Annotated in this window: 11 protein-coding genes; 3 read left to right on the forward strand and 8 right to left on the reverse strand. The window is 49.3% G+C overall.

The annotated features are described in order from the left end of the window. Positions 1 to 8 precede the first annotated feature (8 nt). Both EII41_RS02035 and tsaD read right to left on the reverse strand, forming a co-directional pair. Positions 9 to 1,259, reverse strand: a complete 1,251-nt coding sequence (locus tag EII41_RS02035; RefSeq protein WP_124789224.1) for a CinA family nicotinamide mononucleotide deamidase-related protein — start codon at positions 1,257 to 1,259, stop codon at positions 9 to 11. Positions 1,260 to 1,292: 33 nt separating this feature from the next. Beyond that, the gene (tsaD, locus tag EII41_RS02040) at positions 1,293 to 2,321 is read right to left on the reverse strand and encodes a tRNA (adenosine(37)-N6)-threonylcarbamoyltransferase complex transferase subunit TsaD (protein WP_124789225.1); all 1,029 of its coding nucleotides are present in this window, start codon (positions 2,319 to 2,321) and stop codon (positions 1,293 to 1,295) included. Positions 2,322 to 2,473: 152 nt separating this feature from the next. On the opposite strand from tsaD, the gene EII41_RS02045 reads away from it, so the two are divergent. Beyond that, positions 2,474 to 6,880: a translocation/assembly module TamB domain-containing protein gene (locus EII41_RS02045; RefSeq protein ID WP_260425436.1), complete on the forward strand. Its 4,407-nt coding sequence runs from the start codon at positions 2,474 to 2,476 to the stop codon at positions 6,878 to 6,880. Positions 6,881 to 6,905: 25 nt separating this feature from the next. Here the strand turns inward: EII41_RS02045 and EII41_RS02050 are convergent, their stop codons facing one another. The 5 genes from EII41_RS02050 to rpsO form a co-directional block, all read right to left on the reverse strand. After that, a complete protein-coding gene (locus EII41_RS02050) occupies positions 6,906 to 7,625 on the reverse strand; it encodes a porin family protein (protein WP_124789226.1) in 720 nt (239 codons plus the stop codon). Between the two features lie 4 nt (positions 7,626 to 7,629). Beyond that, the gene (locus tag EII41_RS02055) at positions 7,630 to 8,196 is read right to left on the reverse strand and encodes a flavin reductase family protein (protein WP_124789227.1); all 567 of its coding nucleotides are present in this window, start codon (positions 8,194 to 8,196) and stop codon (positions 7,630 to 7,632) included. A gap of 50 nt (positions 8,197 to 8,246) precedes the next feature. Further along, positions 8,247 to 8,714: an aspartate carbamoyltransferase regulatory subunit gene (pyrI, locus tag EII41_RS02060; protein ID WP_124789228.1), complete on the reverse strand. Its 468-nt coding sequence runs from the start codon at positions 8,712 to 8,714 to the stop codon at positions 8,247 to 8,249. A 12-nt stretch (positions 8,715 to 8,726) separates the two neighbouring features. Then, the gene (gene pyrB / locus EII41_RS02065) at positions 8,727 to 9,659 is read right to left on the reverse strand and encodes an aspartate carbamoyltransferase (RefSeq protein ID WP_124750897.1); all 933 of its coding nucleotides are present in this window, start codon (positions 9,657 to 9,659) and stop codon (positions 8,727 to 8,729) included. Positions 9,660 to 9,900: 241 nt separating this feature from the next. Continuing rightward, on the reverse strand, positions 9,901 to 10,170 hold the full coding sequence (gene rpsO / locus EII41_RS02070) for a 30S ribosomal protein S15 (protein ID WP_124750896.1): 270 nt from the start codon (positions 10,168 to 10,170) through the stop codon (positions 9,901 to 9,903). 148 nt (positions 10,171 to 10,318) lie between these two features. On the opposite strand from rpsO, the gene typA reads away from it, so the two are divergent. Together typA and hcp are read left to right on the forward strand one after the other, a co-directional pair. After that, the gene (gene typA / locus EII41_RS02075; RefSeq protein WP_124750895.1) at positions 10,319 to 12,127 is read left to right on the forward strand and encodes a translational GTPase TypA; all 1,809 of its coding nucleotides are present in this window, start codon (positions 10,319 to 10,321) and stop codon (positions 12,125 to 12,127) included. Positions 12,128 to 12,503: 376 nt separating this feature from the next. Beyond that, on the forward strand, positions 12,504 to 14,150 hold the full coding sequence (hcp, locus tag EII41_RS02080; RefSeq protein WP_124789229.1) for a hydroxylamine reductase: 1,647 nt from the start codon (positions 12,504 to 12,506) through the stop codon (positions 14,148 to 14,150). Positions 14,151 to 14,257: 107 nt separating this feature from the next. On the opposite strand, the gene EII41_RS02085 is transcribed toward hcp, so the two are convergent. Beyond that, complete coding sequence (locus tag EII41_RS02085; protein ID WP_124789230.1) at positions 14,258 to 15,115, reverse strand: enoyl-ACP reductase; 858 nt, start codon at positions 15,113 to 15,115, stop codon at positions 14,258 to 14,260. Positions 15,116 to 15,173 lie beyond the last annotated feature (58 nt).

Raw genomic sequence — 15,173 nt, forward strand, 5'->3', positions numbered from 1 at the left:
CCCTTCGGTTACGGTTGACGATGTTTCATCTCGTTCAACAGCATAATCAGAGACATGTTCACCGTCCGACGGATATTTTGGTCACGAACGGTCGAAAAACGAAATTCGTTGGAAACGACATCGTCTCCGTGAGCGACAGCGATCCATACCGTTCCAACAGGCTTCTCTGCCGTACCGCCTCCCGGCCCCGCAAAACCAGAAGTGGCCACCGCATAGTCGCAGCCCAAAACCCGCAAGGCTCCGCGCGCCATCTGCTCGACCACCGGCCGACTGACCGCCCCGTACCGTTCCAAATCCGTTTCGAAGACATTCAAAAGCTTATGCTTCAACACATTCGAGTACGACACGACACTGCCCACATAGTAGTCCGAGCTTCCGGCCACAGACGTCAGCGCGGCGGCAATGGCACCGCCGGTACAACTCTCGGCTGTTCCGACCGTCTGTCCTCGCGTTCGCAGGTGCTCACCGATCAGGACTTCGAGATCCTTGTCCCCTTCCGGCTCAATATGTCCGTACAGCCTCTTCCCTAATTCTTTCCGCAAATTCGCAAGCGTCGTTTCCGCTTCTTCCGGCATCCGGCTGTATGCCGACAGTCGCAGACGGATGATACCGGCCTGCGGCAAATAAGCAAGCTTGACAAACGAAGGCAAGTTCTTCTCAAAATCTTCCAGTTCAATGGCCAAAGCCGATTCGGTATACCCCGTCACCCAATATGTATCATGCTTGATATACAAATCCTGACGGAATTTCTTCTTCAGCCGGGGAATAACTTCATGCGTCATCAACCACTTCATCTCGGCCGGAACACCGGGCATCGAAACGAAGACTTTACCATCACGCTCGAACCATGTACAGGGAGCTGTTCCGGCTTCGTTCCGAATCACAGTCGCTTTATCGGGCACCAGAGCCTGATTCCGGGTCAGTTCGTTCATCGTCAAATTCCGACGTGAAAAGATCTTTTCGATATGGGCATACACCTCTTCCGAAAAACGTAACGACGCGTCGAAACAGTCGCATAAAGCATGCAATGTCAAATCATCCGGGGTAGGCCCTAATCCTCCGGTAATCAAAATCACGTCGGCACGACGTCCTGCCGCATTGACGGCTGATACGATGTCCTCTTTCTTATCGCCCGTAACCGTCTTATGTACCACTTCGAATCCGTTATCATTCAATAGCGAACCCATCCATGCCGAATTTGTGTCTACCACCTGTCCGATCAGCAGTTCGTCTCCGATCGTTATAATCTCTACAGTCATTTCTTTCTACAATTGAGCATTTCGCTTCCTCAGCTACAGTTCCACGCGTGCGAACGGCGTAGCATCCATCGGGCAGAAAATCCTGTCTAAATACTTAAAATATCCGGTCATGGCCACCATCGCCGCATTATCGGTCGTAAAAGCGTTCGGCGGCAAGTAAACCTTCCATCCGAACCGACGGGCATGGTCATGGAATGCATCACGCAGACCCGAATTAGCCGAAACCCCTCCGGCAACGGCAACCTCATGAATACCGAAATCATCGACAGCTTTGCGCAACTTATTCATCAGGATGTCGATGACCGTAGCCTGAAGCGAAGCGCAGAGGTCGGCTTTCCGTTGTTCGATAAAATCGGGATTCGTCTTCAGCTCATCGCGCAACGTATAGAGAAACGATGTTTTCAATCCGCTGAAACTGTAATCGTATCCGGGAATATGCGGCTTGCTGAAAGTAAACGCTTTCGGATTTCCCTCATTGGCCAGCCGGTTGACGACCGGCCCGCCCGGATAACCCAGCCCCATCACTTTGGCACATTTGTCGAACGCTTCGCCGGCAGCATCGTCGATCGTTTGGCCCACCACTTCCATCCGATCGTAGGCATCTACCTTGATAATCTGTGAATTTCCACCGGACACCAACAGGCAGATAAAAGGAAATGACGGAAAATCCTGATCCTCGGGAGATTGCTTGATAAAATGCGCCAATACATGAGCTTGCAAATGATTAACTTCAATCATCGGAATCCCCAGCGACAAGGCCAGCCCCTTGGCAAAAGAAGTACCCACTAATAGCGAGCCTAACAAGCCCGGCCCACGCGTAAAAGCAATGGCGCTCAAATCCGATTTATCGATTCCCGCCCGTTTAATCGCTTCCGAAACGACCGGCACAATATTCTGCTGATGCGCCCGTGACGCAAGCTCCGGCACCACACCTCCATACGCCTCGTGCACGGCCTGACCTGCAATCACATTCGAAAGCAGTACCCCGTCACGGATCACGGCGCACGACGTATCGTCGCACGAAGATTCAATGCCCAATATCGTTATATTATTATTTGTCATACTAAAGTCTTCGGTTTCGCTTAACGAAAATTAGGGCACAAAATAACAAAATCTACGGCGATAATGATTAGTTTTGTGAGTTAAATTTGATTTTCAAGCCGTTCATATAAACAGGTCGCGATATTAAAGCATTAAAATACATCGTTATAACGGTGCTCATCATCGGGTGGATCGGTTATGCGTTTCCCGCATTGCTGCTGCATATTCCGATGGTACAGGAGAAGATTGCATCGGAGGCAGAGAAAGAACTCTCCGCCCGGCTTGACGTACCCGTTACCGTAGGTAAAGTCGATATCGAGTGGTTAAACCGTCTCGTGTTGGGAGACGTTTCGATCGACGATCCAAACGGACGGAGGCTGTTTGAAGCCGATCATATCTCGGCCGGATTTAAAATCTGGCCGCTGCTCCACGGCCAATGGGTTTTCACGACCGTCCGCCTGTTCGGCTTCTCGCTTAATATCGAACGGGAGACGCCCGAAAGTCCTTTAAACCTGCAATTCGTCATTGATGCTTTGGCGTCAAAAGATACACTCTCCAAGACGAATATCGACCTAAAAATCAATTCGATTCTACTCCGTCGGGGTCGCCTGAAATATGATGTACTCAGTGCGCCCTATTCGGTCAATCAATTTAGTGCCGGGCATATTCATTTGGATGACATAAACGGAAAAATAGGACTGCCGGCCTTGGGTAACGAAACTTTTTCGGTAGAGATTCATAAGCTCGGCATGAAAGAACAGTCGGGATTCCGATTGAATAAGTTATCCGCTCTCGTAACCGGCAATCAGGACAGTGTTACGGTTCGTCAATTTAAAATCTTGTTGCCACAGACACAATTGCATATTGCCAGCGCTTCCGTCCGAAGCAGCATCGACCGACTGCTGAAAGGGCAGACAGAAGCTCCCGTAACGATACAGATTGATCCATCCCAAATCAGTCTCAAAGATTTGTCTGCATTTGTGCCGGCGTTTCAAAACGCTTCCGAACCTTTTCAGTTATCAGCTTCCGCATCAGGGACAGTCGACAATCTGACGGTTCGTGACTTAACGGTAAAACAAGGTCGTACGCTGTCATTGAAAGCGCAGATGAACCTGAAAAGTATCTGGCATCCGGAAAAAAGTTATTTATTCGGACAGGTAAGCAGCTTACAACTGGCATCAGAAAGCTTAGGCCGAATCATCAATAACTTTCAAGAAACGCCCGTTTCGCTTCCCACATCTATCAACCAACTCGGAATGATCCATTTTACCGGAGAGATATCCGGATTCATCGATCAGTTGGTAGCTTTCGGAAAACTATCTTCCGACATCGGATTGCTTGAGATGGATATGCTCATCGGTCGAGAGAGGGAACACCGATCTGCAACGTATCTGAAAGGTAAAATCGCATCTTCCGAATTGGATATCGCACCGCTGTTCAACGAAAATAATCCGTATGGAAAAGTCCGATTCAATGCGGAGTTAGACGCATCCAAGCCAGCCAACGGTGCGTTTTCCGGGACTGTTCAGGCCAAAATCGACCGGTTTGAATACGAAAAATATACGTACGAGAACATCTTACTTTCCGGTGGTTTCCGTCCGAAAGAGTTCAACGGCACCATCCACATCGATGACCCGAACGGAAAACTTCATGCCGAAGGACTCTTCAACAACAACGGAGAACAATCGGAATTTAATTTCTCCGCCACGTTGGAACATTTCCGTCCGGACAAACTGCATCTCACCGAAAAATATGACTCGCCCGAGCTTTCGTTCCAAGTAAACAGCAACTTCACCGGGAACCATATCGATAACTTCCAAGGACAGATTTCCATTGACAAGCTGTCATTCCTGACACGTTCCGATACTTTTCTGCTAAATACGGCACGCATTCAGGCTTCGGGAGTATCGTCCGAACGGAAGCTAACGGTCTATTCGGATCTTTTGAACGGAGAAGTAACCGGCTCCTATTCTTTCACTCATCTTCTTCCTTCGCTGGTGAACCTTGTTCGTCCTTATCTTCCTTCGCTGAGCACAGCCTTCCCGCCAAGTGCTCCTACCGGAGTAGACAGTTATTCCTTTACGATGAACATTGAAAATACCGAACGGCTCTCTAAAGCGCTGAAGCTCCCGGCCGCCTTATTAGCTCCGTCGCACATCTCCGGATACTACGACAACCCGAATGGACGGTTCCATCTCAATGCTTCATTACCTCGATTCGAGATTTCCCGATCCGTCTTCAAAGATGGTTCCGTCGTGTTACACAATCCGAATGGGGCTATGAAGGCAGAAATACGAGCGACTCAACTGCAACAGAAAGGCTCTCAGAACCAAATTCACATCAAGGCCGATGCCGCCAACGACCGATTGACGACTTCTCTCACACTGGAAAACAACCGGAAAGACGGAGTTAAAATCGCTCTCTCTTCTTCCACGCAATTTTCCACAACGGAAGAAGACGGAGACAAAAGACTGATTTCCAAAATGTCGATCGAACCGAACCGAATCATCATCAAAGATTCCACTTGGAATATTCATCCGGCCTCCATCACGATCAATAAAGAGAAGATATTCGTAGACAATATCCATCTGTCTAAAGGCGACCAGTATCTCCGCATCAATGGAACAATCTCTTCCGGCAAGCCTCAGGAAACGCTTACTCTCGATCTGAACGACATTGAGCTAAGCTATATTTTCGACATCGTAAATATTCCCGCCCTGCAATTCGGAGGAAGAGCGACCGGAACCGTCCGCCTCAACGACCTCTACGGAAGTCGTATCATCAATACCAACTTAGAGGTACAGGATTTCTCATTCAATCAGGTCGTGCAGGGACGCTTGAATCTTTTCAGCGAGTGGGATAACGATCAGAATGGCATCCTGTTGCTGGGCACCATCTACAAAGATCGTTCGACATGGACCGATGTGAACGGGTATATTTATCCCGTCGGCGAAAAAGAAGGGCTTTCTCTATATTTTGACGCAAAAGATTTAGATATCGGTCTGTTACGTCCATATCTCAGCTCCTTCACCCAAACATTTGAAGGTAGCTGCTATGGCAATCTGCATTTGTACGGGCCTTTCTCCGAGCTTTCGTTCGAAGGTAAGGCACTGATCCGAAACGGCCGCATCGGCGTTGATTTTCTCCATACGATATATACTTTCTCCGATTCCGTTTTTCTGACCCCCACCTCTATCGAGGGCCGAAATATCGTGATTCAGGATAAGCATGGCAATAAAGGGGCGGTCGACTTTACCGTGCAGCACCATCACCTCGAGGATTTCGGTTTTTCAGCCGATATCAAAGCAAACAATCTGTTATTATACGATGCTTCGGAGAGAACAAATCCCAATATTTACGGAGTCTTGTACGGAACCGGAAATGCCAATCTTCGAGGCACAGAACGACTTATCCATATCAATGCCAATATGCGAAGCGACCGCAATACGACGGTCGGCTTCAACTTTGCCAACGGATCATCAGCCGAAGAGTACGACTTTATCCGCTTTAAAGACTATCCGACAACAAAAGACAGCACGATTTCCAGAACAATCGCACAAGCGGCCAATGACGATGACGAAGGAACGGAAATACGCATCAACATCGTTGCCGATGTAACTCCGGACGCCAAACTGGAGCTGATTATCGACCCTGTCAGCGGAGATAAAATCAAAGGCAACGGAAACGGGAATCTGCAAATCCAATACGGCACAAGTACCAATCTGGCCATGTACGGAGGATACACGATTCGAGAGGGAAGCTACAACTTCAGCCTGCAACAGGTCATTTACAAAGATTTCAATATCAGGGAAGGAAGCCGAATCGACTTTCGTGGCGACCCGATGAATGCACTGCTCAATCTGGATGCAAGCTATCACGTGAAAGCCAATATCCAGGATTTGGATGAACGATTGGCTGTGGAAAGCGGTATTCAACGTAACATCCCTGTAAACTGCCTGCTAAAACTGAACGGCCGACTACAAAACCCGACAATCTCGTTCGATATGGAGTTTCCAAATTCAAGTCATGAGCTGGCGAGACAAGTACGTTCGTTCATCGGGACGGAAGATATGATGACACGACAGATCGTTTATCTACTTGTACTCAACAAATTCTACACACCGGATTACTCGAAAAATGCGTATCGGCCGAATGAGTTCAGCGCCATGGCCTCTTCGGCCTTGTCGTCGCAACTCTCCGGTATCCTGAACAGCCTGACGGATAAGGTGCAGATCGGAACGAACTTCCGCTCTCGTCAGGATGGTATCACCGATACCGAATTCGAGATGCTTCTGTCAAGTCAGCTGCTAAACAACCGTTTGCTATTCAACGGAAACTTCGGGTATCGCGACAATTACATTCAGCGTAACGCGTTCGTCGGAGAGTTCGATCTGGAATACAAACTGACGCCTTCGGGCGAGATTCGCCTGAAAGCGTACAGCCATGCCAACGACATGTACTACCGGTATAATCTGAAATCGGCGACCCGGCAAGGGGTCGGATTGATGTTTCACAAGGATTTTTCTACACTGTCGGAGATTTTCCGGAGAAGAAAGGAACGCGCGGCAAACCGACAATAAACGACAAGAGTCCTGCTATCGCTTTTCAGAACAGGATACCGACAGACATACTCAGGCCATTCAAGTATTTACTCATACGCATCGACGAAGGAGTCGCTCCCCGATCATACGAGAAAGGGTCAAATTCGGAATGCAGCCGGCTTAACCCGTATTCATAGCCGATATCGAACGCCAACTTGCCGATCACCACTTCCATCGCCGTATAAGCAGCCCAATGATAAGGCGACGTATCTCCTTTATACGAAAAAGATGTATGTGATCCGTTTGACGTAAAACGCACATCGTAGTTGTACTTCAGCTTGACACCGCCCATCACACTGAATATGTAAGGATTTTGTTTAATCAGGTGGTAACCGATCACCACCGGTACTTCAAGCGATAGCATCCGCATCGTCATCGATTGCGGAAACTCCATTGCTCCTTCGTTTGTTTGTGCCGAAGCAGGACGAATTACACCAAACGAAACATCTCCTCTTGAGTAGTTCCACGATGCCGATGGCTGAACAAAAAAGCGATCTACATTGACGCGTACCAAGAAACCGGCCGTATAACCGACATTATGCTTCAGATGAATATTTTCGATCGTAACACCATCCAGATCAATCGATGAAATATCCGACTGCATCGCTCTCAGTCCGAGTTTAAAACCCAAATTGAATATCTTATCTTCCTGCTTGATGAGCTGCTGTGCTGCCATCTCACCGAAACACATAGCACCGAACAACAAGAGAAACACCTTCTTCATGCGCCTATTTTTTCTTCTTCACCGACCAACCGAAGAAACCCAGCAAGTCGCCCACCCCATAGTACTTTCCATGTACATACGTCAATAGATCTGCCTTCTGCATATCGAAAGCACCGGTTTCGGGATGAAGGTATTTCTCGTCGGCTTTCACATTGACAACCTCCGAAATAAACATGTCGTGCGAACCGAGCGTCATCACTTCTTTTACCCGACATTCGATGCAAAGCGGCGATTCCTCGATCAGCGGAGCCCGAACGACGGAGGCTCGTCCGGGCGTAAGCTTCATCTCCTCGAATTTCCGATGATCCTTTCCCGAAACAACACCACACCAGTCGGTGGCAAATGCCATATCACGGGTCGTCAGATTAATCACATACTCCATATTCTTTTTCAGGATAGGATATGAAAAGCGTTCGGGACGCACCGAGATGTAGCACATCGGCGGGTTCGAACAGATCGTTCCGACCCAGCTTACGGTCAAAATATTATATTCCGACGGTTCGCTGCCGCACGAAATCATCACCGCCGGCAGCGGATAAATCATGGTTCCCGGTTTCCAGTCTTGTTTCATAATCAGCTGTTTTACAGTAAAGGTTCTTCCCGTAAGTCACACAGACTTATTTATTTGATTGTAATTTCTTCCTTATTCGTTTTACGTTCACAATAGCGGCATTTGACAGCGCCCGTCTCTTTGTCCGTCACATAGAAATGAGATTTCATCGGCTCATTGTTCGTAATACACTTGGGATTGTTGCATCGGATGATATCGATCAGTTCATCGGGCAGACTGACGCATTTCTTTTCGACGACTTCATAATCTCGGATGATGTTAAGCACAACGTTCGGTGCGACAAGTGCGATTCGGTTGATCTCGTCTTCTTCAAAAAACTTATCCGCAATCTTGATCATGCCTTTCCGTCCCATCTTTTTGCTTTCAAAGTTGTTACCGATCGTAATACGGTTATCCGTTTTATCAAGTCCAAGCAGTTCAGCGACTTTAAATAACTGTGCCGGGGGAATATGGTCTATGGCCGTACCGTTTTCAAGCGCGGCCACCTGCAATTCTTTTCGTTTACCTTTGTTTGACATCTTTATCTCTGATTAATTGTCGATTTTTGTCTTTATATCAATGCCCAGCACGTCGCAGATAATCGCCTCGCGAGTAAAAAGACCGTTCCGTGCCTGCTGGATGTAATACGCCTTCGGATTATCGTCCACATCGTAAGCAATCTCGTACACACGCGGTAACGGGTGTAATACCCGCAAATTCGGACGCGAGTGTTCGAGCATCCTGTTATGCAGGATATACACGTTTTTGACCCGCTCGTATTCAACAAGGTCGGTAAAGCGTTCACGTTGTACACGCGTCATATAAAGGATATCCGTCTGGTTGATAATCTCTTCGGAGAAGACGGTATGTTCATGAAACTCGATGCCGTGCATACGGCAAAAATGTTTCTGCTCTTCCGGCATCTTCAATTCCTCCGGAGCGATAAAATGGAACGTCGGATGGAAGTGCGACATACCGACAATCAGCGAATGAATCGTACGCCCGTATTTCAGGTCGCCTACCATCGTGATGGTCAGGTTATCGAGGGTCCCTTGCGTTTTCTTGATCGAATAGAGGTCGAGCAGTGTCTGTGAAGGGTGTTGATTGGCGCCGTCGCCGGCATTGATGATAGGCACCTTCGTCACTTCGGAAGCGTAACGGGCGGCCCCTTCAAGATGGTGGCGCATGATGATCACATCGGCATAATTGCTGACCATCAGAATCGTGTCTTTAAGGGTCTCCCCTTTTGACGAGCTGGTGGTCGACGCGTCCTGAAAACCGATGACACGCCCTCCCAAACGGTTCACGGATGTTTCAAAACTCAGGCGTGTACGTGTCGAGGGTTCGAAAAAGAGGGTGGCCGCGATCTTGCCTTCAAGCAGGCGGCGGTCGGGATTTTCTTCAAACTTTCGGGCGTTCTCAAGAATGCGCAGAATATCTTCTTTCGCACACTGGTCGATCGATACTAAACTTTTATTTAACATGACAGGATGATTGTATGGCCACAAATGTAAGAAAAAAAATTTATCCGGTGCGAAGCCATAGAAAGAAGTTTTTCGCACGAAAAAGTTCGCGGATTCAAGGATGGAATGCAATTGAATTTACGGCGGAGTCTTGCCGCTGTAAAAGATCGGGCTTGTTGAGCAGTACGAATCATAAACCAAAAAAGCAACTGCCCTCTTGCGGGCAGTTGCTTTTTTATACGTTGTGTTCGGATATCCGGATTTACTTACGGATGCCGAGTTCTTTGATGATGGCACGATAACGTTCGATATCGACCTTCATCAGGTAGTCGAGCAGACGACGACGCTTACCTACGAGCATCTTCAATGCACGTGAAGTGTTGAAGTCTTTCTTGTTCTTCTTCATGTGCTCGGTCAGATGACTGATGCGATACGTGAACAACGCGATCTGACTTTCTGCCGATCCGGTGTCGGCTTTCGATTTTCCGTATTTTCCGAAAATCTCTTCTTTTTTTGCTGAATCTAAATACATGTTCTACTTTGAATAAATTAATACCATTTTATTTAAGCGGCTGCAAAGATAGAGCTTTTATTCGGACAGACAAACGTTTCCGACCGCTTTTTTTCGCGTCGTTGATTTTTTATGCTTACTTTTGCCCCCCGAAAGGAACAGGTTATCTATGCAAAAAATTAGAAATATTGCCATCATCGCCCATGTAGATCATGGCAAGACGACACTGGTTGACAAAATGCTGCTGGCCGGTAAGCTTTTCCGTGAAGGACAGGCCGAGCCGGATCAGTTTCTGGACAGTAACGATCTGGAACGCGAACGGGGGATTACGATTCTCGCCAAAAACGTGTCCATTAATTATAAAGATTATAAGATCAACATCATCGACACGCCCGGGCATGCCGACTTCGGCGGCGAGGTGGAGCGCGTGCTTAATATGGCCGACGGGTGTCTGCTGCTTGTCGATGCGTTCGAAGGACCGATGCCCCAGACGCGCTTCGTCCTGCAAAAGGCGATCCAGATCGGGTTGAAACCGATCGTAGTCATCAACAAGGTCGATAAGCCCAACTGTCGTCCGTCGGAAGTACAGGAGATGGTCTTCGATCTGATGTTCAGCCTCGACGCCACGGAAGAACAGCTCGACTTTCCGACCCTCTTCGGTTCGGCCAAGCAGGGATGGATGTCGGACGACTGGCAGCAGCCGACAGAGGATATTTATCCGCTGCTCGACGCCATCATTCAACATATCCCCGAGCCGGAAACACTCGAAGGAGCCTCGCAGATGCTGATCACTTCGCTTGATTACTCCAAATACGTGGGGCGAATCGCCGTGGGGCGCGTCCATCGTGGCGAACTTCGCGAAGGACAGGACATCATGCTTTGCAAGCGCGACGGCTCGCTCGTGCGCTCAAAAATCAAGGAGATCAATGTGTTTGAAGGATTAGGGCGTAAAAAGGTAGAGGCTGTGCCGTCGGGCGATATCTGTGCCGTGATCGGGGTGGAAGGTTTCGAGATCGGAGAGACGATTGCCGACGCCAACGAGCCGGAAGCGCTTCCGACGATTGCCATCGACGAGCCGACGATGTCGATGCTCTTTACGATCAACAACTCACCGTTCTTCGGCAAGGACGGAAAATTTGTTACGTCGCGCCACATTTTCGAACGCCTCACGAAGGAGCTGGACAAAAACCTCGCGTTACGTGTCGAACCGACGGAATCGGCCGACTCATGGAACGTGTTCGGGCGCGGGGTACTCCACCTATCGGTGCTTATCGAAACGATGCGTCGCGAAGGCTACGAACTGCAGGTGGGACAACCTCAGGTGATCATCAAGGAGATCGACGGTGTCAAACACGAGCCGGTAGAACAGCTGACAGTGAATCTGCCTGAGGAATGCGCCAGCAAGATCATTGACGTGGTGACGAAGCGCAAAGGCGAAATGATGTCGATGGAAAGCAAGAACGACCGTGTTTTTCTTGTCTTCACCATACCTTCGCGCGGTATCATCGGACTGAACAACCTCGTGCTTACTCTCTCGGCCGGTGAGGCGATCATGGCACATCGCTTCCTCGAGTTTCAGCCGTGGAAAGGGCCTATCGAGCGTCGGCAGAACGGCTCTATCATCGCCATGGAGACGGGCAACGCGTTTGCCTACGCGCTCAATAACCTGCAATCGCGCGGACGATTTTTTATCGCACCCGGCGACGATGTATATGCCGGTCAGGTGGTCGGCGAACATACGAAAGAAGGCGATCTGGTCGTGAACGTTACCAAATCGAAAAAACTGACAAACATGCGCGCCTCCGGCTCGGACGAGAAGGTGGCGTTGGCACCCCCGACCGTATTCAGCCTCGAAGATGCGCTCGAATACATCAAGGCCGACGAATACGTCGAGGTGACGCCTCATTTTATGCGCATGCGCAAAATCCTTCTCGACGAAAACGAACGCAAGCGTCAGCAAAAAGCGTCGGCTGGATAAGTCAAAACACGTCGCGGCAGAAAAGAACTGCACGCGAAGTTCCCGAGACTGTTCGATCGCCGTCGAAAGTCTCCGGGAAATTTGCGAGGACTTTTGATCCTCGGCGAGAGTCTCGGCAAAGTTCGCGAAAACTTCTGTTCCTTGACGGAAGTCTCCGCGAAGCTCGCGCGAATCTCCGATCTTCAACGAAAGACTTCATGCAATGCGCGAGAATGTTTGATCTTCAACGGAGGACTTGGCGAGATTCGCCGGAAATTTCCACCTTAAAAATAACTAAAAAATACTCCATTGTCACATAGGTGACATTTGGAGAACGCGTACATCCGGATATTTGCACCATGAAATTTATAGACGTTACATTGCAAAATTGAAGGATATGGATGCTAAAATGTTTTGTTTCCAATGTCAGGAAACGGCCAAGGGAACCGGCTGCACGGTTCAGGGTGTATGCGGTAAGAAGAGCGATCTCTCCGCTATGATGGATATGCTGATGTTTGCCGTTCGCGGCATCGCTGTATTGGCTACCGGCCTGCGACGGTCCGGAAAGGAAGTGGATCGTGAAGTCGATCACTTGGTGCTCGACGCGTTGTTTTCGACGATTACGAATGCGAACTTCGATAAAACGAGTATCGAGGCTCGGGTAGACCGTGCTTTCGCAGTGCGCGACAAACTGAAACAACAAGCTGCCGATGCGGGATTGCCTTCGTACAATGCCGAAGAGGTCGTATGGACACCTGTAGCCGACGAATATGAGGAGAAAGGGTTTTCCGAAGGAATCTTACGCGAGACGAATGCTGATGTGCGTTCGCTCAAAGAACTCGTGATCTATGGCCTCAAAGGAATGGCGGCCTATGCCGAGCACGCCATGCGTCTGGGCTATGAAGACGACGAGATTTATGCGTTCATGGAACGCGCGCTGAGCGACATAACCATCGGCGAACTCAACGGCGAACAGCTTACGGCACTCGTGCTCGAGACGGGATCGGTGGGAGTCAAAACGATGGCCTTACTCGATCAGGCCAATACTTCGACATATGGCGATCCGGAAATGACGGAAGTTAACATCGGCGTAGGCAACCGTCCCGGCATTCTGATCAGCGGACACGACCTGCACGATATGGAGGCGCTGCTCAAACAGACCGAAGACACAGGCGTCGACGTCTATACGCACAGCGAAATGTTGCCCGCGCACTATTATCCGGCATTCAAGAAGTACAAACATTTCGTAGGCAACTACGGCAACGCGTGGTGGAAACAACGCGAGGAGTTCGAAACTTTCAAGGGCCCGATTCTTTTCACGACCAACTGCATTGTGCCGCCTCTGCCTAAAAACACGTACATAAGTCGTATGTTTACGACCAACTCGTCCGGCTATCCGGGATGTAAACACATCCCCACAGGGCCCGGCGGAGAAAAAGACTTCAGCGAAATCATCGAAATAGCCAAACAATGCGAGCCGCCTGTTCAGATCGAAAGCGGAACCATTATCGGAGGCTTCGCACACCGTCAAGTGTTGCAACTCGCCGACCGGATTGTCGATGCCATCAAGTCGGGCGCACTGCGTAAATTCGTGGTGATGAGCGGATGCGACGGCCGTTTCCCCAACCGTACATACTATACCGATTATGCGAAAGGCCTGCCCAAAGATACGGTTATCCTCACCTCCGGATGCGCAAAGTACCGATACAATAAATTGAACTTAGGCGATATTAACGGCATCCCCCGCGTGCTCGACGCCGGACAGTGTAACGACAGTTATACGTGGGCGGTCGTGGCGCTGAAGCTGAAAGAAGTGTTTGAGCTGAACGACATCAACGACCTGCCGATTGTATTCAATATCGCGTGGTACGAGCAGAAAGCCGTCATTGTATTGTTGGCTCTACTCAGTCTCGGGGTGAAAAATATTCATATCGGTCCCACATTACCGGCTTTCCTCTCACCCGGCGTAACGCAAGTGCTCGTCAACACGTTCGGGCTTGCCGGTATCACCACCGTTGAAGAAGACCTGAAGCTCTGCATCTAAAAAGAAAACAGAAATCACAATAGCCGGAAAGCCGCCTCGCCCGAAAGGAAGAGACGGCTTTCTTCATTATTTTTCCCGGACACACCCTGCCGGGTGTACCGTGCACGTTATCCGTAAACGACTTTTCCGCTCTCGTCGGTAAACTCTTCGAGACCTTTACTGTACTGGTTCATGGCACGGAGGCTCATGCCCATGCTCGAGAATCCACCATCGTGATAGAGGTTTTGCATCGTCACCTTGCGGGTCAGATCGGAGAACAGCGTGATACAGTAGTTTGCGCAGTCGTCGGCCGTTGCATTACCGAGCGGACTCATCTTGTTGGCAAAGTCCATCAGGTGATCCATGCCTTTGATACCGCTTCCGGCCGTCGTCAACGTAGGCGATTGCGAAATCGTATTGATCCGCACGTTCTTCTCCCGCCCGTAGATGTAACCGAAGCTCCGCGCAATCGACTCGAGCAAACTCTTTGCATCGGCCATATCGTTATATCCAAAGAAGGTACGCTGTGCCGCCACATAAGTGAGCGCCACAATCGAGCCGTACTCGGCGATGGCATCCTGCTTTTTGGCTACCTGCAACATTTTATGAAACGAGATGGCCGAGACATCGAGCGTCTTCGACAACAAATCATAGTCGAGATCATCATACGTACGTTTCTTGCGCACGTTCGGACTCATGCCGATGGAATGCAGCACGAAATCGATCGGGCCGCCGAGAATCTTCACCGACTGTGAAAATACCTCTTCCAAATCTTCCACGCTTGTGGCGTCGGCCGGAATTGCTTCTACCTGTAACTTGTCCGACAGAGCTTTGACTTCCCCCATACGAATCGCTACCGGCGTATTCGTCAAAGTAATACTTGCTCCTTCTTCGACGGCGCGTTCAGCCACCTTCCAGGCAATGGACATATCGTTTAATGCTCCGAAGATAATTCCTCTTTTTCCTTTTAATAAATTATGACTCATTTTCTTTCCTATTAAAATCCGAGGCAAAGATAGTGAAAGAACACCAATGCAACAAACG

Source organism: Tannerella forsythia, from assembly GCF_003860135.1.
GTDB lineage: Bacteria > Bacteroidota > Bacteroidia > Bacteroidales > Tannerellaceae > Tannerella > Tannerella forsythia_A.